Source organism: Virgibacillus pantothenticus, from assembly GCF_018075365.1.
GTDB classification, from domain to species: Bacteria; Bacillota; Bacilli; order Bacillales; family Amphibacillaceae; genus Virgibacillus; species Virgibacillus pantothenticus.
The window spans coordinates 2198679-2219610 of the sequence record NZ_CP073011.1 but is presented as its reverse complement, the minus strand read 5'-3'; the positions used below and the strand labels follow the sequence as shown (position 1 = coordinate 2219610).

General features: G+C 36.7%; 19 protein-coding genes. 11 read left to right on the top strand and 8 right to left on the bottom strand.

Annotation, left to right across the window (positions count from 1 at the left end; all coding sequences use genetic code 11):
- Positions 1-1407 carry a dihydrolipoyl dehydrogenase gene (lpdA, locus tag KBP50_RS10485; RefSeq protein WP_050352605.1) on the top strand — a complete coding sequence of 469 codons (1407 nt, stop codon included), beginning with the start codon at positions 1-3 and terminating at the stop codon, positions 1405-1407.
- Between the two features lie 666 nt (positions 1408-2073).
- Here the strand turns inward: lpdA and KBP50_RS10480 are convergent.
- Both KBP50_RS10480 and KBP50_RS10475 read right to left on the bottom strand, forming a co-directional pair.
- Positions 2074-2415, bottom strand: a complete 342-nt coding sequence (locus KBP50_RS10480; RefSeq protein WP_050352606.1) for a hypothetical protein — start codon at positions 2413-2415, stop codon at positions 2074-2076.
- 590 nt (positions 2416-3005) lie between these two features.
- On the bottom strand, positions 3006-4535 hold the full coding sequence (locus KBP50_RS10475) for a glycine betaine uptake BCCT transporter (RefSeq protein WP_050352607.1): 1530 nt from the start codon (positions 4533-4535) through the stop codon (positions 3006-3008).
- 706 nt (positions 4536-5241) lie between these two features.
- On the opposite strand from KBP50_RS10475, the gene KBP50_RS10470 reads away from it, so the two are divergent.
- From KBP50_RS10470 to KBP50_RS10460, 3 genes are all read left to right on the top strand, one after another.
- The gene (locus KBP50_RS10470; RefSeq protein ID WP_050352608.1) at positions 5242-6126 is read left to right on the top strand and encodes a polysaccharide deacetylase family protein; all 885 of its coding nucleotides are present in this window, start codon (positions 5242-5244) and stop codon (positions 6124-6126) included.
- Positions 6127-6572: 446 nt separating this feature from the next.
- Entirely contained in the window at positions 6573-6680 is a 108-nt protein-coding gene (locus tag KBP50_RS10465; RefSeq protein WP_072742214.1) for a GapA-binding peptide SR1P, read from the top strand.
- 355 nt (positions 6681-7035) lie between these two features.
- The gene (locus KBP50_RS10460; RefSeq protein WP_050353529.1) at positions 7036-7329 is read left to right on the top strand and encodes a UPF0223 family protein; all 294 of its coding nucleotides are present in this window, start codon (positions 7036-7038) and stop codon (positions 7327-7329) included.
- Between the two features lie 86 nt (positions 7330-7415).
- On the opposite strand, the gene KBP50_RS10455 is transcribed toward KBP50_RS10460, so the two are convergent.
- The gene (locus KBP50_RS10455; RefSeq protein WP_050352609.1) at positions 7416-8030 is read right to left on the bottom strand and encodes a YktB family protein; all 615 of its coding nucleotides are present in this window, start codon (positions 8028-8030) and stop codon (positions 7416-7418) included.
- A 378-nt stretch (positions 8031-8408) separates the two neighbouring features.
- On the opposite strand from KBP50_RS10455, the gene KBP50_RS10450 reads away from it, so the two are divergent.
- Both KBP50_RS10450 and KBP50_RS10445 read left to right on the top strand, forming a co-directional pair.
- Positions 8409-8603 (top strand): hypothetical protein, encoded by a 195-nt coding sequence (locus KBP50_RS10450; RefSeq protein ID WP_050352610.1) that lies wholly within the window; start codon positions 8409-8411, stop codon positions 8601-8603.
- Between the two features lie 325 nt (positions 8604-8928).
- Positions 8929-9738, top strand: a complete 810-nt coding sequence (locus tag KBP50_RS10445; RefSeq protein ID WP_050352611.1) for an inositol monophosphatase family protein — start codon at positions 8929-8931, stop codon at positions 9736-9738.
- A 6-nt stretch (positions 9739-9744) separates the two neighbouring features.
- Here KBP50_RS10445 and KBP50_RS10440 read toward each other — a convergent pair whose 3' ends face one another.
- On the bottom strand, positions 9745-9915 hold the full coding sequence (locus tag KBP50_RS10440; protein WP_157858485.1) for a DUF5325 family protein: 171 nt from the start codon (positions 9913-9915) through the stop codon (positions 9745-9747).
- Positions 9916-10073: 158 nt separating this feature from the next.
- Here KBP50_RS10440 and KBP50_RS10435 point away from each other — a divergent pair, with 158 nt between their 5' ends.
- On the top strand, positions 10074-10373 hold the full coding sequence (locus tag KBP50_RS10435; RefSeq protein ID WP_050352612.1) for a YlaH-like family protein: 300 nt from the start codon (positions 10074-10076) through the stop codon (positions 10371-10373).
- A 138-nt stretch (positions 10374-10511) separates the two neighbouring features.
- On the opposite strand, the gene KBP50_RS10430 is transcribed toward KBP50_RS10435, so the two are convergent.
- Positions 10512-10715 carry a YlaI family protein gene (locus KBP50_RS10430; protein WP_050352613.1) on the bottom strand — a complete coding sequence of 68 codons (204 nt, stop codon included), beginning with the start codon at positions 10713-10715 and terminating at the stop codon, positions 10512-10514.
- A 194-nt stretch (positions 10716-10909) separates the two neighbouring features.
- Here KBP50_RS10430 and KBP50_RS10425 point away from each other — a divergent pair, with 194 nt between their 5' ends.
- The gene (locus tag KBP50_RS10425; RefSeq protein ID WP_050352614.1) at positions 10910-11200 is read left to right on the top strand and encodes a hypothetical protein; all 291 of its coding nucleotides are present in this window, start codon (positions 10910-10912) and stop codon (positions 11198-11200) included.
- A 464-nt stretch (positions 11201-11664) separates the two neighbouring features.
- On the opposite strand, the gene KBP50_RS10420 is transcribed toward KBP50_RS10425, so the two are convergent.
- Positions 11665-12270, bottom strand: a complete 606-nt coding sequence (locus KBP50_RS10420; RefSeq protein ID WP_306423661.1) for a YhcN/YlaJ family sporulation lipoprotein — start codon at positions 12268-12270, stop codon at positions 11665-11667.
- 487 nt (positions 12271-12757) lie between these two features.
- Entirely contained in the window at positions 12758-13246 is a 489-nt protein-coding gene (locus KBP50_RS10415) for a hypothetical protein (RefSeq protein WP_050352616.1), read from the bottom strand.
- 450 nt (positions 13247-13696) lie between these two features.
- Between KBP50_RS10415 and KBP50_RS10410 the strand changes: the two genes are divergently transcribed.
- The 3 genes from KBP50_RS10410 (at position 13697) to pyc (ending at position 18828) form a co-directional block, all read left to right on the top strand.
- Entirely contained in the window at positions 13697-13978 is a 282-nt protein-coding gene (locus KBP50_RS10410) for an Fpa/YlaN family protein (protein ID WP_050352617.1), read from the top strand.
- 249 nt (positions 13979-14227) lie between these two features.
- Positions 14228-15418: an FtsW/RodA/SpoVE family cell cycle protein gene (locus KBP50_RS10405; protein ID WP_050352618.1), complete on the top strand. Its 1191-nt coding sequence runs from the start codon at positions 14228-14230 to the stop codon at positions 15416-15418.
- A complete protein-coding gene (gene pyc / locus KBP50_RS10400; protein WP_050352619.1) occupies positions 15385-18828 on the top strand; it encodes a pyruvate carboxylase in 3444 nt (1147 codons plus the stop codon). The genes KBP50_RS10405 and pyc overlap by 34 nt, the downstream gene beginning before the upstream one ends.
- Positions 18829-19171: 343 nt before the next feature.
- On the opposite strand, the gene KBP50_RS10395 is transcribed toward pyc, so the two are convergent.
- Positions 19172-20122, bottom strand: coding sequence for a COX15/CtaA family protein (locus KBP50_RS10395; RefSeq protein ID WP_050352620.1), 951 nt, complete (start codon positions 20120-20122; stop codon positions 19172-19174).
- Positions 20123-20932: the final 810 nt, after the last annotated feature.

Sequence of the window (20932 nt, the reverse complement as noted above, 5' to 3'; positions counted from 1 at the left end):
ATGGTAGTAGGAGATTTTCCAATTGAAGTAGACACACTTGTCGTTGGAGCAGGTCCTGGCGGTTATGTTGCTGCTATTCGTGCTGCTCAGTTAGGACAAAAAGTAACGATTGCTGACAAAGGCGCTTTAGGTGGGGTTTGTTTAAACGTTGGATGTATTCCATCCAAAGCGTTAATTCAAGCTGGACATTTAGCACAACAAGCTCATGGGAATGAAGAATTGGGAATTAAAACAGAAAATGTGTCTGTTGACTTTTCCAAAGTACAAGAGTGGAAGGGCAGTGTCGTTAAAAAGTTAACCTCTGGAGTAGAAGGTCTGTTAAAGGGAAATAAAGTGGATATTGTGAAAGGTGAAGTATACTTTGTAGATAAAAATACGGCGAAGATTATGGATGAGAAGAATTCTCAAACATATACGTTCAATAACTGTATTATTGCTACAGGTTCAACACCAATTGAAATTCCTAACTTTAAATTTTCAGATCGTGTACTAGACTCCACTGGTGCATTAAACCTTAAAGAGATTCCAAAGAAAATGGTTGTCATTGGTGGCGGATATATTGGTACAGAGCTTGGAACTGCTTATGCAAATTTCGGAACAGAAATCGTTGTTCTTGAAGGTGCTAAAGAAATTTTAGGCGGTTTTGAAAAGCAAATGAGCCAAGTAGTGAAGAAACGCTTGAAGAAAAAAGATGTTACCATTATTACAGAAGCAATGGCTAAAGGCGTAGAAGAGACGAAAGACGGTGTCAAAGTAACCTATGAAGTTAAAGGGAAAGAAGAGACCGTGGAAGCTGATTATGTATTAGTTACTGTTGGTCGTCGTCCGAATACGGAAGATCTTGGTCTAGAGCAAGTTGGAATTGAAAAAGACGACCGTGGCTTAATTAAAATTGATAAGCAATGCCGTACAAACATTGACAACATCTACGCAATCGGCGATATCGTTGCTGGACCTCCATTAGCTCATAAAGCTTCTTATGAAGGAAAAATAGCTGCAGAAGCAATTAGTGGGGAGAAAGCAGAAATCGACTACTTAAGCTTGCCTGCTGTTGTCTTCTCAGACCCAGAATTGGCTACAGTTGGTTATACGGAACAAGAAGCAAAAGATGCAGGATATGATGTCAAAGCTGCTAAGTTCCCATTTGCTGCTAACGGTCGTGCATTATCGTTAAATGATAGTGATGGATTCATGAAGCTTATTACTCGTAAAGACGATGGCTTAGTTATTGGTGCACAAATCGCTGGACCAAACGCGAGTGATATGATTTCAGAACTGGGACTTGCAATTGAAGCTGGTATGACAGCAGAAGATATTGCATTAACTATTCACGCTCATCCAACCCTAGGTGAAATTACGATGGAAGCTGCTGAAGTAGCGCTAGGTACACCTATTCATATGCTATAATATTAAAGTAGAGAGCTGTTCTATTTTCAGAGCAGCTCTTTTTTTATGAATATAACGCACAACTAGATAGCATATATGTTCAATATGAAACAACATTAACTTTTAAAAGCGATGCTGCACTATTTTAACTTCGGAAATATACGTAAGTCTAAAACAGGAAAAAGCATCGGCGAGATCTCGCAGCCGTTAGAACGAGAAAGCAACCAGTCGGTTACAGAAAGCGAAAAAACTTTCCGGAGTGGGTTATTTGCAACGCCCGTCTGTTCTAGATGCTTCGGATTTTACTTTGATAAAATAGTTATGTCTCAGTCTCAAGGGGGAATAGGAAAAATAAGGCGGTTGTTAAGACGTAGCGAATGCTTTGTTAACTTGAAGAAAAGAAGTAAAAAATGTGTATAATTTGTAAGTTCAAAATGAAGAAATACGTTGATAGCAATTAAAATTAACTATTAAATTTCGAAGTGTATCTGTATATTATACCAAGTAAATTGGCTCTGTTTCAGTTAGTAACAGTAAACGGTAGCAATTTAGTAAGTGCTATATAGGGGATAACGTATAATAGAGAATGTGGTATTTAAAATGTTTTATGGCTTGTTTTTTCTATATTTCAGCTGTAATTCAAGTGGGAATAAAAGTTTGGCATGCAACATCGTTTTTGTGGATATTTTACAACAAATTTTTAAGTTTGTTTATTATTTCTTGTTTTGACGCTTGTCCAGTAATACGCTCTATCATTTTATCATCTTTCCTAATAATTAAAGTGGGATATTTAGGATCAACTTCATCTTCGACTTCATCAATTGCGACTTCTCTAGTTTTTACTTCACTAAACTCGGAGGGATAATCCGCTTTTATTTCAATAATAGCATCAAAATATAGATTTTCTAATGGGTTATTGTTCTGGTGCGTATAAAAAATGACATCATAGTCTTTTGGTTGAAAGGAAATAATATTAATGGTTGAAGCACTGAAAGTATCACAGCCAGTGACTAGAACAAATGCAATCATTAGACAAATAATTAACTTTTTGATAATCCTCACCTACTTGTCATTTATTGTCGGTAGTTTTAGTTTAACAAATGTGAACGTAAGTATGCTCTTTGTAATGCAACTGTTATAAAGTTGATAACGCTATGTTAGAGCTAGTAATATAGGATAACAAAAAGTAAAGATTGTTACATGGACTATTCCTAGACTGCAGTTACTAAACCTGAAGAACATCATCTATATACGTTTGTATCGTCTATAAAGTGAAAATTAAATAGGAAAAGAAGGCTCTCTCATGTAAAAATTTAGTTTTGCTGAATGAACGGCAGGTGAGACAAAAACCCTTCTAAAGACGGAAAAAATGCTGTTGAACAACGTATAATCCGTTTTATAATAAGTAGCGCAAGGGTAACTAGCACTAAGTCAGGACTCGCCTTCGAAGCTATATTGTGAAACCCTAAGGAGGATAGGTGAGGAAGTAAACATCTGGTTCCTGTTCAGGGGCTCTTAGGTCATAGCTAACCTGATATTAATCATCAATGGGGTAAAAGACCCCCCTCGCTAATTGAAGCTTCACTTTATATACAAAAAAAGCTAGAGCAATTTAGGCTCTAGCTTTTTCTTTTGCCTGTTAAATCAAGCTCCTTTGCCTCTTGCCTAAATGATTTTACGAGCGAAAAAATGACTAAAATCATGATAATGGCAAAAGGAAAAGCTGCTATAATTGAGGCGGTTTGTAATGCATTCAATCCACCTTGCCATAGCAGTACTGCTGCAGCACTTGATTGAATAATCCCCCATATAAATTTAACTGAGTTGGCAGGGTCTAAGCTTCCTCCGGTTGTTTGCATTCCAAGGACAAAGGTTGCTGAGTCCGCAGATGTAATGAAAAAGGTACAAATCAGTAAAATAGCAATAATTGATATTACAGTACCAATTGGAAAGTGTTCCAACACAGCAAACAAGGCTGTTTCCTCTCCAAGCTCATTGATTGTCTGCATAACGTTTGCACCTTTGAATGTTTCCAAATAGATAGATGATCCCCCAAATACAGAGAACCATAACGCTCCAAATATAGTAGGTACAAGTAGTACGCCTAATACAAATTCTCTTATTGTCCTTCCTCGGGAAACCCTTGCTATAAACGTTCCTACAAATGGTGCCCAAGCAATCCACCAAGCCCAATAAAAGAATGTCCAGTTATTAAGCCATGAAGAATTTTCTTCGTTAAATGGAGTCATGCGCAGACTCATACTAGGAAGGTTCTGAATATAACTTCCTAAAGTTGTGGTAAAGTAGTTCATTATAAAATTGGTTGGACCCAAGAACAATACAAATAGCATAAGTAATACGGCTAGAACAAGGTTGGCATTACTTAAATATTTAATTCCTCTGTTTAGTCCGGACATAGCTGAAGTCATATATAAGACGGTAACAATTCCAATGATGATTAATTGAAGTGTAATAGTTGATTCGATCCCGGTAACGTATGAAAGTCCACCGCTAATTTGAATGGCTCCCAAACCGAGAGAAGTAGATACACCAAATACTGTGGCAAAAACAACAATAAAATCAATCGTTGTTCCTAAAGCGCCTTTAATTCGATCACCAAACAACGGTTCAAGAACGGCGCTTACAACTCCTGGTGCTTGTTTACGAAACTTAAAGTATGCTAATGCTAAGGCAATTGTAGCGTATATAGCCCAAGGGTGAACTCCCCAATGGAAAAAGCTGTATTGCATCGCTGTTTTAGCAGCATCATTTGTTTCTTCCGCTCCAAAAGGTGGATCATGAAAATGAGATAAAGGTTCAGCTGCTCCCCAAAATACAAGACCAATACCCATACCAGCACTAAATAACATAGCAAACCATGTTAAATAGCTGTATTCTGGTTTGTCTCCGGGGCGACCTAATTTGATATTGCCATATTTTGAAAAAATGAGATAGATCGCAAAAATAACAAACGAGGTTGCACTCAATAAGTAAAACCAACCGAACTCATCAACAAGAAATGATTGAATTATATTCGTGATGTTATCTAAGTTGGCATTTGGCAATACGTCTTTCGGAATTATTCCCCAAATAATGAATAGTACTGCGACAATTGCTGAAATATAGAATACTCGCGTTACTTTCTTCACAAAAATAATCCTTTCTAATTTTATTTTTTTAAATAGCTATGTAGACGTACTTATTGTATTAAAACATAAGCGCTGGATTTGTTCAAATAACAAACCTTATTCTTTTACTATTTCCTTTCCGAGTGTAAACATACTAAAATAGTGCTAAGCTTGTATTCAGGCTATTTTCAAGCAGAAAAAGAAACGAAAAGCGTTGAAAAATGAATCCATTTTCGAATAATTATGTATATACTTTGAGTAAAAGTGCCATTATTTAAGAAGAATTTCAGTCAATTTCTTTTATTGTGCACACTGATAATTCTTCGTTCTAATATTATCAATCAATTATCCTGGTCGATACTTTTATATCCGACCGTTCGAGCTACTAAAATAGAGCAGTTTCAGGATTGAAGTCTTGCATTTTTAAAGCCAACCTTATCGTACGATAGGTAAAAGACATTCAGTGTAGCTACCAAAGCGCTGAAACTCTTTTGAACGAAGCCTCGTTTTTATTCTATCTTATCGTTCAAGTAAAAAAGGGTTAGCTCCTAGTTGAAAGTCCATGCTCGTTCATCTTCAACCAGTGAGGCGCCCTAACACGTCTCGTACAAAAATGGATTCTTATGTATTTCAAGTCGAAGCCTGTAGATTATTGTTGTCAATTAATTTCCAGCAGTCTATAATAGAATGGAGGCTTTATACAGTTGATCGGGACAGGAGGACCTATATGAAAAAAGCTATTTTAATGGTCACTTTCATCTTAACTGCATTATTTATCGTCGCATGTGGAGCGGATAAAGAGAATGCTCAACCCACAAATGCAGATAAAGCGAAAGAAGAAAAGAAAGATGACGAGCAGCAAGAAAAACAGAACGAAGCGGACAAAGAAGAAGCTAATCAGGAGGATAAAAGCGACGGTAAGCAAGAAGAAAATCCTGAAAAACAAACACCTAAATATCAAGTTTCTGAAAATGCAACGATTGTGCCAATAAGCGAAGGTACGAATGAGAAAGTTGTGCTTTTAACGATCGATGATGTTCCAGATAAGCATGCATTGGAAATGGCGAAAACCTTAAAGGATTTAAATGCAAATGCAATTTTCTTCGTGAATGGTCACTTTCTGGAAACACAAGAACAAAAGGATATGCTGAAAGAAATTCATGAGATGGGCTTTGTAATTGGTAACCATACATATAGCCACCCTAAGCTTCCAGATTTGTCGGAACAGGAACAAACAGAAGAAATCGTTCGTGTAAGTGATCAGATTGAAGAAATTATTGGAGAACGTCCAAAATTCTTCCGTGCACCGCATGGTATGAATAGTGATCATTCCAAGCAAGTAGCTAAGGAACAAGGGATGGTCGTTATGAACTGGACGTATGGTTACGATTATTTTGCACCTTATCAAGACGCTAATAAGCTAACAGAAGCCATGGTGAGCGGAGAAGGTCCTGAAGTAGATGTTACTTATTCTTTATTAAAGCCAGGAGCGAATTTGTTAATGCATGATCGTGAATGGACAAACAAAGCGTTAGCAGATATTGTTAAAGGCTTACGTGATAAAGGATATGAGATGGTAGATCCAAAGCTTATCCAAACATTAGATGGGTAAGTAGGAGAAGTCTAACGAACATTTACTTGAGCTTTTAAATAACTAAATATAGAGACTTCATATATTGAACTGTATTCCATTATAGATTCATTCTGTTATGGGAGTTCCAACTATAATGGAGTCTTTTTTGTACTATAGGAAAATATAAGATTTTTTTGGTTTATAGTATAAGAAAAACAAAGGCTTCCGCCATAAGACTTGGCGACAAGCCAAGTTTTTCTAATGTTGTGTAATGGCAAACAACAAAATAGAGAGATTTCTGCAATGTGATTTATATATAAAGCTTTGTATGTTTTGGTAACTTTTTTTAAGGTTGGAACGAAGAAGACTTGCAGAATTGAAAAATAGCATTCTAATTAAATGTGTCATACTAAATAGGGTTGATTTTTCCATTGTGACATATTATAATATGAATACGTTATCACAACGAAAAGGGGTTGGGTCTTATGGGCACAGTAGTATGCCAAGAATGCCAAACAATCATTGAACAGTATGAAGAAGAGAAAGTAACAACTCTTTATGGTACTTGTCCGACTTGTCGTGAAAATAAATAAGCTATACAAAAAAGCTGCTGGAGGCAGCTTTTTTGCTGTACAGAAAACTATAAAATGAAGTGCTTGTGGATAACGAAATAACCGACTAGTCAACTAGTCACGTCGGCGCACCCCTGTTTTAGTGGCATGATTCCTAAATCTTTAGTTGATTTGTTCCATGCACTACGTTGTTGCTAAACGGGCGCTTGCGCCTTTGTTCCTGGCAAATATTTAACCATTTCATGAAAGAAAATCGCATAGTAGCTTTAACAAAAATCATGCCAACGATAATGGTGAAAATTGTTTGCATCACCCACGGTTTTCGCTTACACTGAAAAGTATTGATACATATGAACGTGCAAATGGAGGAAATGAGATGAGTTATCATTATCCAATTGATGATACTTGGACCAAAGAAGAAGTTATTCAAGTCGTCCAGTTTTTTAGTTTGATTGAGCAGGCGTATGAAAAGAAAGTCGAAAAGGACATTTTGTTGGCTGCTTATCGGGGATTTAAACAAGTAGTTCCAAGTAAAAGTGAAGAGAAGAAGTTGTTTGCAACTTTTAAACAAGGTTCAGGATATTCAAGCTTTCATGTCATCAAACAAGCAAAGGAAACGGAAGAACGTTTTATAATGATGGATAAAACAAAGGGGAAGAAGCTTAAATAAAAATGCTTCTTCCCTTTGTTGTATCCATGAATTGCTTTTTTTCTACATCGTGAGAAAGAACTGTCTATAACGAGTTAGTTGTATGGTTAGCTTTTTAAAGCAAGTTTATAAAAAGGAATTAATGGCTCAACCGTAGCTTTCATTTCCTTTAAGAAGTATTGTCCGTTATAAATGCGCTCGTCTTCTTTAGCAAAATGTTGCCCTATTAAAAACTCTGCTTTTTTTACATCTCGAAACCGTTCTAAATCTTGTCTGTCTAGTTCTTGTAATGGTTTAGCATCTTTTTTAGTATGATCCAACGAAAAAACAAAGCTTTCCGGGAGTTGTTTCAATTGCTCGAAATGATCCAAAAATGTTTGAGCGATCGCTGATTTATGATCTAATTCATAAATCAGTGCTAACCAGACAAACACATGGTCATCGAATACACCTACTTGAAAGTGTGGGTGTTTTTTATACCCTCGCTTATTATTTGCTACTGCTAACCATGTATCTTTTGGTGGATTTACTGTTCTTCTAGCATGTTTAGCAATATGTAGGAACATTTCATTTCCGAGTTGTGCTGCTAGGTGGTCTACTAATTCGTTGCCGACCTCCTGAAATTTGGGCTGAATTCTAGTCTGAATGGCTTTCATCCTATTTTCAAGCCCGTCAATATAAAACGTATCAAAATCTGTTTTTTCAAAGCCATTAAATGTCATTTATATCGTCCTTTCCCGTAGATTGTATCCACATGCTATTACAAAATTTGACTGGAAATGGTAATCCATTCACGTTATCATTATTATTTATTATGAAAGAATACAAGTCAAGCTATACACGCTACCTTCTTAAAAGGTAATGAATCAAACGTTAATTTGCCCTGGAGTTTAAATATGACAAAAAAGGGAATAGGTGAAGACAGCAGAATTGTATTGTCTAGAACATGCTGTTTTTCAGCGTCTGTAGTTGTCATATTTGTAACGGTGACTTTGATTTAAACGTATAACTGGGTCGTTAGTCGAACCAAATTTTAAAAACGGTCATAAATATATGTAAAGCCCCCTAAAATTTGAAGCTTTGGAAAGGATGTGAAAGATTTGAAGTACGTAATGGAAACTTTACGTAAAAAAGAAGCTCGGGAAAAATTGCCAGTAATCCGCATGGAAATTGATTACGAATTAGTAACACTTTATGACGCAATGAAGAAGGAAGATACGGTTGCTATCATAAAAAGTAAAGAACGGTTAATAAATTTAAGGAAGCAATGGCTGGAAATGGAGGATCAAAAGTGAGCAGAAGTGAAAACCTTCAATTGCTGAATCTTACGACTGTCTTGAAGGTTTTTTATCAGGCAACTATAACAGAAATGCATTCACCGCCAGCAATGTTATTATTAAAATGGTACCTTTAAAAATTCATAGTGATAATTCAAGAGCTCAGAAATGATCGTATTCTTAATTAAGTAAGAATAAAGAAAAAACTACATTGCATTAGGCTTCTCTATGAAAAGCTTCATTTATAGCTCATAGTTCGGGATAGTAGAGACATGTAAACTTCATGACGGAACATCTAAAATTTGGTACTATTATAGATAGTATTGAATGGAGGAGTATACAGATGAATAAAGCGCAGCGTGATACGATTTTTTCCCAGGCTAAACAATGGATATATGAAGCAGGTGCGAAAATAAGAGAACAAATCCATACCCCGTTAACCATTGATACCAAATCAAACCCCAATGATTTGGTAACTGCGATGGATCGTTCGACAGAAGCTTTTTTTGCTAAAAATATTAAGCACACGTACACCGATCATTTGATTTTGAGTGAAGAGGGATATGGAGATCAGTTAGACTCTATGGACGGAATTGTTTGGATTATTGATCCGATTGATGGTACGATGAATTTTGTTCACCAAAAAAGAAATTTTGCAATATCAATTGGCATATTTAATGATGGTGTTGGTGAAATTGGATTTATTTATGATGTTATGGAAGACGTCCTGTACAGTGCGAAAAAAGGTGAAGGTGCTTTTAAAAACAATGAGAGGTTACCACAGCTTAATCGAGGTGTCCCTTTCCATCAGGCGATGATTAGTATGAATCATTTTTGGTTATGTGAAAATCGATTAGTTGAAGAAAAACGGATGCAGCAACTTGTAAAAGACGTAAGAGGGACACGTACTTATGGTTCTGCGGCGTTGGAATTTGCTTACGTTGCAGAAGGTATAATAGATAATTATTTAACGTTAAGTCTTTCGCCGTGGGATTATGCTGCAGGAATGGTGATAGTAAACGAAGTTGGTGGTGTAACGACTACGATTGATGGAGACAACATTGATATGCTCTCTAAAACCTCTGTTGCAGCCGGGAATCCTGTGATACAAGAGAAAATTATAACCGATTATATAAAGCAGGCAAGGAAGTGAGTTTTATCACTCCCTTGCTTTTTTTAAACGGATGCCCGTTCCCATAAATCCAAAGCCTAACAATAAAAATAACATAACGAGCCAAATATTACGATAAGCAATGGCGGCACCTACACCTATAAACATTGAGATGACGAGCATAGCTAAAAGCAGCATTGGTATATTTAGTTTTTTCATCTTCCCATCCCACCTCTTTTTCACCATCTAGTATAAAGGAATTTAGGCTGGAGTTCAAAACGTAATGCGTTGCTTGAAGGGAATATAACTGGCGAAATGAAACATTATTTAGTATGATGGTACATGGGTGATGAGATATATAATTATGGGGGATAGCTATGGAAGGAAGTTTCAGCTTTGTTTTCAATTTTCTTTTAGAACAATTTGGAACCGAAAATATGTTTTTGACTTTATACATTTTGAATTTAATTTTCAGTGTTATTTCGTTTAAGCTTGGATTTGCAAGAAAACTTTCGCCTTTAAAAACGGTTTTCGTATATATCATGCTCGCAATTGGAGTTTACTTACTAACTATTTTTAGTATATTTCAACTCCCAATAACAGAAAGCTTAATAGTGATATCTGCAGTTTTAGCAATTTATCGATTTCGTTTGCATCGCGAAAGAAAAAATCGTTAGCAGGGTGTTTTTTTACATAGGAAGCTAATAAAATTGGTTCTTGAGTCTAGGGGAATGGTCTCAGCAGAACCGCTTTACGATCTAAAAAACCAGAAGAGGCTTTATTCTTCTGGTTTTTAATGTTACTAAGCGATATAGCTATATAAAATCATCGGCTGGTTTTTTTTCTGTATATAAGCGGAAATTTCCAGTTGCGTGGCGTTCTTTCGTTTTTTTTCCAATTCTATCATAACATGCTTGGCATAAATGCATATGGATTCTTCTGTTTCTTAAGCGTTTAGCTTCAAAGCAGTGATCATGAATACTTTCCACTGTATCGCAAATTGTACATTTCACTTGCATAATTTCACCTCAAAATCGAAGAATAAGCATAAAGATCCATATAAGCTAACCATAACATGAGTCGTTTGGCTGTAGCATTATATGTCAAGAAATAAAACATATGCTATTATTTTTTTAGTATATCACAATCTTATGTTTGATGAAATAGCGGAAAGGGTATTGGTAATTAACTAAGATTAAGAAAGGGCGATTCGATGAAAAAGAAATATTTATATTCCGCTGCTGGAGCTGCAGGTGTTATTGGAGCTACAGTAGCTGGGTATTTTCTAAAGGATAAAGAAAATAGGGACAGGGTAAAGCAGAAAGTTAAAAATTACCAAAATAGTATCCGTACGACTTTTGAGGATGCGGGGGTACCAGATCAGTCTGAGAACCAGGATTTAGCACAATTAGAAAACGCTAAAATGGTTTCGGAAGGCTCACAGTTTGGGGTTCAATATTACACACAAAACAAAGAAGCCAATACAAGTGAATACCAGCAATAAAAAATTTCCGCTATCATTAGCGGAAATTTTTTATCTGTTGAGGTAAGATTAATCTTTATATCGTAAGTGCTAGTAGTAAAACCTGCTTATCCAATTTACGAGTTGAAATCCAGAATAAACGTGAGATCCAACTGCAAATGATATGGTGAGATTCTGTTCAGTGTCTTTTAAGTCATACCTTCAATTCATGGGGGATCAATGAAAACCCCATGAATTGAAGATTCACTTTATATGTGCCTGAACACTTGCAAGCACTATTCTATAGTCGCTCGTCGAGACGAAAAAGTGGCTCGTCAAGGTTAAGAAGTCGCTCGTTCAGGCGGAAAACTCGCTTACAAGAGTGAAAATTTTGCTCACCAGACTAAAAGAAAAGTCGCTCATTAATTTGCGAGGGTTTTCCATGATTCTTTCATTTGTCAGGCAATGGACAAAAGTGTTTACTCAGAGAGCATACTTACATTATATTAAGATTCATTCTGCTTATAATGATTGGACTGTTCTTCCTCGGTATCTTCCAGTTGCTCTTTTTCATTTTCAGGGATAACCTCTTTATTTGGATCACTTTCCTTTGGTCGGTTTTTATTGATTGGAAACTCAGGCATATAACGTCCAACAACTGCGGCTAATTCGTCTACAATGCCGTAGATAGGCTGCCCTTGTTCGATTTTATCGGCCATCCCGCGAATTCTTTCATTGGCATCTGCATCGGCGATGACGACAGCAGTTTTGCCATAAGGATCATCATACAACGCCTCTAACACACTGTATTTAATAGTTCCAACTCTAGAACGGTCCAAGTCCTTATCAACATCTATCCCAACTACTGCATAAGGACCAGCAACGACAGAAACAGCATCATTTACGTTAGGAACATCACTGGCAATATTTGCCAAATGATTAGCGATTTCTGTATTGGATAATTGTTGTGGTTGATTTGGATCTGAGTTTTTTACTTGTTCGAACTGTCTATCTGTTTCTTCATTTGTAATTGCTTCTTCACGATTGTCTTGATTACAAGCTGTAAAAACAAACAGGCTAAAAAGTGTGATCGTTATGAGAGACAATCTCATCATCATTCCTCCATCCATAAATCCAATTACAATTATTTTGTATAGAATTTAAGAAAATATACAAATTGGATGGGAAGCCACGTTAGTTGGAAATAGTTTCAGTTTTTTACAGCAGAAGAGGGGGAAAAGGGTTATATGTAAACTGCTTATTGTATGGAGCTTTGCTTTGAAGTATACCAGGCAGCAAAAATTTCTCACTGCCTGGTAAAAGGTATGATTTGAATCTATATTCATACGGTCTAAGATTGAAGCAATTGAAAATACGCCACAAAATAAATGACTATATGCTGCTCAGGAAACCGGGTAGAGAGAAGTTTTATCTAGCATATAGCATATAAGGTGTGCTGTAAGACTCCCGCTTCAAGCGTTGACTAATCTTGTACTGCAACAAGTCTAAATGAGAGATAACAAGCACCTAAATGCTCAATTCGTTCATCTAACAAGCCGTGGGGGATAAATGACATCCTCACGGATTGATAGATTCACTTTATTGAATAGAGATACCTGTAATATGTGTTATCGGGTTATTTTTGTTTGTTCCGTCTTTATAGTATAGATGTACGGGACCGTCCGTTCTTAATGGCTTTCCATCTTTTGAAAATAAAAAATAACTATTAAATAATTCAACTAGTGGGATGGTGACGTTTCCAATCTCACGAATCAAAACAGCTTCTGTAGCATCGGCATTAATTTCTGCATGATTTAAGAAATCTTCCAATGGAATAACATAAGAGCTCTTTAAAATTTTATCACGCTCATAGCGTTTTATACTGCGGTTTACTGGTGGCTTCACTTGTTCAGATACTTCTTTTTCCCATCTTTCTGAAGCTCGTTTTAAATCATTTTCATCATCCTCTAAAACGTTACTTCCGTCTGTAAATGCAAGTTCCCATTCAATTTTACGATCATCAAATATCCAAACGGAAGGATCTAATGTAATGGGATATGTAACTTTACCTTTAATTGGTACGATCATAATAATCACCTCATATTTGATTTCCTATTTAGGATAGCAAACCTTAAAGATAATTTCATGCATTTCGAGCTATGTCCAATTAAAAATCAACCATAAAAACGGAAGTGCTTTACTTCTTTTTTAAAAATATTCTAGACATTTTAAGACATTTTATAATAGTAAAAAAGTGGAAAGTAGCGGAAAATCCTGTTATGGTAAACATAAAGGAGAAAAATTCGTTATCTAAAGAGGTTTTAAAGCTTTGCTTTTTAACGAACTACAAAAGAGAAGCTATAATGAATTTCTTGCAAACAGTAGGTAGTATCTTGTAAACGGTAACGGAGGGATAAAACACTCGCTTTCATTGGATTTAGATCAATCATGAAAAAATATTTTTTTATTTGCATTTTAGTTGTACTAACGATAATATAATATAGAAAGAAGTCTTTGATAACGGAGGGGATAGATTTGATGCCAGAGGTGACTGTAAATCATCGCGAAAAAGCCCATGCCCTTCTCAAGGCTGATGCTGATAAAATTTTGCGACTAATAGAAGTTCAAATAGATAATTTAACAATGCCACAATGCCCATTATATGAAGAGGTATTGGATACACAAATGTTTGGGCTTTCCAGGGAGATTGATTTTGCTGTTCGTTTAAACTTAATTAGCGAAAGTGAAGGTAAAGCAATTTTAGAAGATCTGGAGAGGAAGTTAAATATTCTGCACGAAGCAGCGCAAAATTCCGTATAATCCTACTTATCTTCGGTTTTTGCGAGAATTTAAACAAGCAAAAACTTTGCCTGCATAATCATTCCGGCAAGGTTTTTTTGTTTCAAATATCTGTAATAGGGGCTTGTAGTTTAAAAAAAACGGCTTGCAAGAGTGGAACTGTTAAAACAAACAACGAATCAGCGTATAGATTTAAATGATCTATTATGGTTCCTTCTAGCTGCCTCTTGGACAAGCTCTTGTATTACGTATTTAGTAGGGAGAAGAAATATGTTACATAAATTAAAAGATTATGATTACACACTAATAATAACGCCAATATTATTGGCTGCTTTTGGTTTAGTAATGATTTATAGCGCAAGCATGGTTTTTGCAGTTGTTCAAGGGCAACCTGCAAATCACTATTTAATCCAGCAAGCTGTTCGATTTGCAATGGGTTTGGTTGGATTCATTATTTGTTGTGTTTTTCCATATCGGTACTATCAAAAATTAATCAAACCGATTATACTTGGTGTAATCCTATTATTAATAGGAGTATTACTGTTTGGTTCAACAGTCAATAATGCGCAATCCTGGTTTTTGGGAATCCAGCCAGCAGAATTTGCTAAACTCGGGATCATTATGTATTTAGCATCTGTATACTCTAAAAAACAGGAATATATTCGTGAGTTTAGTCGAGCGGTTTTACCTCCCCTCGTCATAACAGGGGTTATCTTAGCACTTATTGTGCTACAGCCGGACATTGGTACAGCTTCGATAGTCTTCCTCATCGCTTGTTCGGTTATTTTTAGTTCAGGTATTCGTTTCAAGCATTTATCATTACTTATATTCATTGGTGTTGTATTTTTGTTGTTGGCATTACCTTATATGGCTACCGATGAACGACTTACGCGTTTTACAGGAGCTTATCAGCCTTTTGAAACCCCTGATTCTCATGGGTATCAGTTAATCCAATCCTATGTTGCTATCGGTAATGGCGGACTGACTGGTGAGGGATTGGGGCAAAGTGTACAAAAGCTCGGATACTTAACAGAGGCACACACAGATTTCATTATGGCAATTGTTGCAGAAGAATTGGGTTTTATCGGTGTAGTTATTGTTATTGGTTTGTTAGCTATCATTGTTTTAAGAGGGATATTTATCTCTAGAAAAGCAAAGGACAGCTTTGGCGCTTTATTGGCAATTGGTATTTCGTCCATGGTAGGAATACAGGCGTTTATTAATTTAGGTGCTATAAGTGGTTTGCTGCCAATTACAGGTGTGCCATTACCCTTTGTAAGTTATGGCGGTTCATCTCTTTTGGTGTTGTTAATATCAATGGGGATTTTAAATAATATAGCTATGCATATTAAAAAAAGAGAAATGGAACCAGCAGAAGAAAAACAAAACAATCGTCACATATCACAAACATATCGAGGAGGAAGATCATGGCACAACTCAAACAGATCAACAAAATATTAGTTGCCAACCGTGGGGAAATTGCGATTCGAGTGTTTCGGGCTTGTACCGAATTAAATATTCGTACAGTCGCTATTTATTCTAAAGAGGATTTAAGTTCCTATCATCGCTACAAGGCGGATGAAGCGTATTTAATTGGAGAAGGGAAAAAGCCGATTGACGCTTACTTAGATATCGAAGGAATTATCGCGTTAGCGAAACGTGTGGGTGTCGATGCGATCCACCCTGGGTACGGGTTTTTATCTGAAAACATTAACTTTGCAAAGCGATGTGAAGAAGAAGGGATTATCTTTATCGGTCCTACAAGTAAACATTTAGATATGTTTGGTGATAAGGTAAAAGCCCGCTATCAAGCTACACAGGCTGGACTGCCGATTATACCAGGAAGCGATGGTCCTGTTTATTCACTAGAAGAAGTGGAGGTATTTGCAAATAAACATGGGTTCCCGATCATTATTAAAGCTTCTTTAGGCGGTGGTGGACGAGGTATGCGAATTGTGCGCAGTAAGCAAGGGCTTAGAGAGGCGTATGATCGGGCGAAATCAGAGGCTAGAGCCGCTTTTGGTAATGATGAAATCTACTTAGAAAAACTGATTGAAAATCCAAAACATATCGAAGTTCAAATAATTGGTGACCAACACGGGAATATTGTTCATTTGTACGAGAGAGACTGTTCTGTACAGCGTAGGCATCAAAAGCTAGTAGAAGTGGCGCCGAGTACATCGCTTTCTGAAGATTTACGTATGCAAATATGTGAAGCTGCGGTCAAACTCATGAAAAATGTAGACTACTTAAATGCTGGTACAGTTGAATTTTTAGTCACCGAGGATAAATACTATTTTATAGAAGTAAATCCGCGTGTACAGGTTGAACATACGATTACCGAAATGATTACAGGCGTTGACATTGTTCAAACGCAAATAAAAGTTGCCGAGGGAAGGAACTTGCACGATGCATCGATTGGAATTCCAGAGCAAGATAAGATTGTTACCATAGGTTACGCCATCCAATCACGTGTAACAACGGAGGACCCATTGAACAACTTTATGCCAGACACTGGTAGAATTATGGCATATCGCTCAGGAGGGGGATTTGGCGTTCGTTTAGATGCAGGAAACGGATTTCAAGGATCAGTTATTTCGCCGCATTATGATTCTTTATTAGTTAAAGTCTCTACTTGGGCATTGAATTTTGAACAGGCTGCACAAAAAATGGTCAGAAACTTAAAAGAATTTCGTATACGCGGAATTAAAACAAATATCCCGTTTTTACAAAATGTTATTTTGCATAAAAACTTTTTATCTGGAGTTTACGATACTACATTTGTTGACAATACACCTGAACTTTTTGTGTTTCCAAAGCGCAAAGATCGCGGAACGAAGATGCTTACGTATATTGGAAATACGACCGTCAATGGTGTGGATAAAGACGGCAATAAAGAGAAGCCAACTTTTTCTGAACTACAAATTCCAAAGGTGGATTTGTCTAAGCCAATTCCTTCAGGTACGAAACAAATTTTGAATGAGCGCGGTCCAGAAGGTTTAGCAACCTGGTTAAAGGAACAAAAAGAGGTGTTATTGACAGATACCACTTTTCGTGATGCGCATCAATCGTTATTAGCTACAAGAGTACGGACAAAAGATTTGCATCGCATCGCCGAACCAACTGCAAGAATGCTTCCTAACTTGTTCTCGGTTGAAATGTGGGGTGGAGCAACCTTTGACGTTGCTTACCGATTTTTAAAGGAAGACCCATGGGATCGTTTGCTGAAATTACGTGATAGCATGCCTAATGTATTATTGCAAATGTTGCTTCGGGCGAGTAATGCCGTCGGGTATAAAAATTACCCAGACAATGTCATTAAGGAGTTTGTAGAAAAAAGTGCGACAGCAGGTATTGATGTATTTCGAATATTTGATAGCTTGAATTGGGTAGAAGGGATGCAGTTGGCAATTGAAGCTGTACGTAACAATAATAAAATTGCAGAAGCAACGGTGTGTTACACTGGCGATATATTAGACGCAGGCCGGACGAAGTATGATATCAGCTATTATAAAAATCTGGCGAAAGAATTAGAGAATTCTGGAGCCCATATTCTTGGAATTAAAGATATGGCTGGCTTATTAAAGCCTGAAGCAGCATATCAATTAATTTCTACGTTAAAAGAATCGATTGACCTGCCAATTCATTTGCATACACATGATACGAGCGGAAATGGTATTTACTTATATGCAAGAGCGATTGATGCCGGAGTAGACGCTGTAGATGTAGCTGCTGGTCCGATGGCAGGGTTAACTTCACAGCCAAGCGCACAAACTCTTTACCATGCACTGGAAGGGCACGAGCGTCAGCCGAAGATAAATGTGGAAGCTTATGAACAACTTTCCTATTATTGGGAAGGGATCAGAGAATACTACCGTGATTTTGAGAGTGGTATGAAAGCACCACATACAGAGATTTATATGCATGAAATGCCTGGCGGGCAGTATAGTAACCTTAAACAACAGGCGAAAGCTGTAGGTTTGGAAGATCGTTGGAATGAAGTTAAATCGATGTTCCGTCAAGTGAATGATATGTTTGGCGATATTGTTAAAGTTACGCCATCGTCAAAAGTGATTGGTGATATGACATTATTTATGGTACAAAACAATTTAACAGAAGACGATATTTATGAGCGTGGAGAAACAATTGACTTTCCAGATTCTGTGATTGAATTTGCTCAAGGTTATATTGGACAACCGTATCAAGGATTTCCGCCAGAGTTGCAACGAATTATCCTAAAAGGGAAAGACCCAATAAAAGTGCGGCCTGGAGAGTTGTTGGAACCAGTTGACTTTACACAATTAAAAGAAACATTATTTAAAACCTTGGACCGACAGGTAACCAGCTTTGATTTAATCTCTCACGCACTTTATCCAAAGGTATTCATGGATTACCATAAATTCCATGATAAATATGGTGATGTGTCAGTATTGGACACCCCTACGTTCTTCTATGGCATGAAGCTAGGAGAAGTAGTTGAAGTAGAAATTGAACAAGGAAAGACATTAATTGTAAAGCTCGTTTCTATTTCAGAACCAAGAGAAGATGGGACGCGAGTCGTATACTTTGAGCTAAATGGACAGACAAGAGAGATTGTTGTAAAGGATCAAAGCATTCAATCTGAAGTCGAGATGAGACCAAAAGCTGATAAAAATAATGAAAAACATATTGGTGCTACGATGCCAGGGACAGTTATTAAAGTACTTCGTCAGGCAGGGGAACGTGTCAATAAAGGTGACCACTTATTAATCAATGAGGCAATGAAAATGGAGACAACAGTGCAAGCTCCGTTTACGGGAGTCATTAAACGAGTGAATGTAAAGGATGGCGATAGTATCGCGGTTGATGACTTACTTATTGAATTTGAATAAATCGCTTCTCTATAGCGAACAAAGGCGCGGGGCGCCCGTTTAGCAACGTAGCGAATGAAACGAATCAACTAAAGATAAAGGAATCATGCCACTAAAAACAGGGGTATGCCGATGTCTGAGCGGCAAGCCCGTTTTTAGTCGGCCTTCCTCTTTGTGACGAACCGATGATGACTTATCGTAGGGCGATTCGTGAAGTCGCATCGTTGCTGGGCTCATGAGCCGGACGTGGCTATTCAGTTATTTCGTTATCTCCAAGCACCTAAGTTTATACTTTCTTATTCTTTAAAAAAGAGCAGGTTTCCTGCTCTTTTTTGCATTTTTCTTTTTGATGTAATCCAAGCTTTTAAGAAGTTTGGATATTTGACTTGTTATCTTCCAACTGCTTTGCGTATTTTCCACTTCGGGTCGCCTGGAGAATAAAGTAGGTTAACATTCCAAAAAATAGCGAAATGACAAGCGCATGCATTAATGCTGTAGCTAGATGCAACTGAGTAAATATGACCAAAGCACCAAAAAATACTTGTAAAGTAATTAAAATCATGACTGTCCACCAGCCCCAGTACATTAATTTATTATTCTTATAGTGACGAAGCATTCGAAGAGAAAGTGTAATCGTCCAGATAAATAAAATACCGGCGGCTAGCCTATGCCCCATTTGAATCCATTGTGGCCCAACATAATTAGAAAATGCTAACGGAGCTTCGTTATTGCAAAATGGCCAGCTTCTGCAAACTAAATTTGCTTCTGTATGCCGAACCAAAGCCCCTGTATAAACAACGAGCATGGTGTAAATCGTAAGCCCATAAATCTCAAGCCGATGAGATTTTTTAATGAATAATGATTTTGCATCGAATTTTTTATCTACCTCAAAAATAAGTAGCATTAACAGAAATACTGCCGCAAACGATATCAAGGAAATTCCAAAATGAGCAGCAAGGGCAAAATCAGATTGCCCCCATACAACAGCGGCAGCGCCAATAAGCGCTTGTAATACTAAGAATAGTACCGAAAGAACCGATAGAAATTTAACCTCCCGAATATGGCCAATCTTTATCCACGCTAATACTGCTAAGCCTACAACTGCGAAACCAACTACTCCAGTAACTAAACGGTGACTTAATTCAATAATTAGTTCTGGTGATATCTCTGAAGGAATCCATTCACCTTCACATAAGGGCCAACTATTGCCACAGCCATCTTCTGATCCGGTTTTTGTTACAAGGGCTCCACCGAGTAACACAAATGTCATACCAAGTGTTGCTACGATAGATAACCATTTTAAGCTTTTTATCATATAAATGCCTCACTTTATGCGTTTTATTCTCTCTAAAGTTGTCTTAACTAGATTGCATCAACTAAGAACATGGTAGACTCACTTTTCGATTATCCGATCATGAAGGAACCACATCACTATGAATATTAGGAATAAATAATTCATAAAAAATGGCCTGTAATCTTTGCTTTCTTCATATTTTCACCATATCGGTGCTGAAAATTTCTATTACATATCTACTCGTATTATTCCATTTCCAGGTAAGGGGAAGCTTAATAGAGCTTATTACAGACAAAAATAATCTTTTTTTAGATTACGAAACATGGTGGCAATTAAACTTTTACTTTACCAAATTATAAAAAGCGATCCCGTCTTGAGGCTAGACAATGACGTTTTAAGGGATAGATAGAAACAAAGTGCCCTTTTTAAGTTATTAGCTTACTATGTATATATCCTTCTAATTTTTTAAATCGCTGATAGATTTATCATAATATTAATGTTGCCTAAAAAGCAAAGAATTGATTATAAATAGTTCAATATGCCACAGAATTGTTACAGTTTCGATTGAATTATATTATCGTACATACAATAGATTACATGTATGCCAACCGAATCAATCGTAACATGAATATGAGCGATTTTCACTATAATAATAAAAAACGCTTGCATTGTTCTCATTTGTTTGCTAGAAATAGTGTAGGGGATTTTGTTGCAGCTGTTAGATAGTGGTAAAAGAAAAATGCGTACATAGGTATTTTATTTGTTAATTTAAAATAATTCGCAACTGTAACAAATGATTCACAAAAATGTCACAAAAAATTACTTGAATTG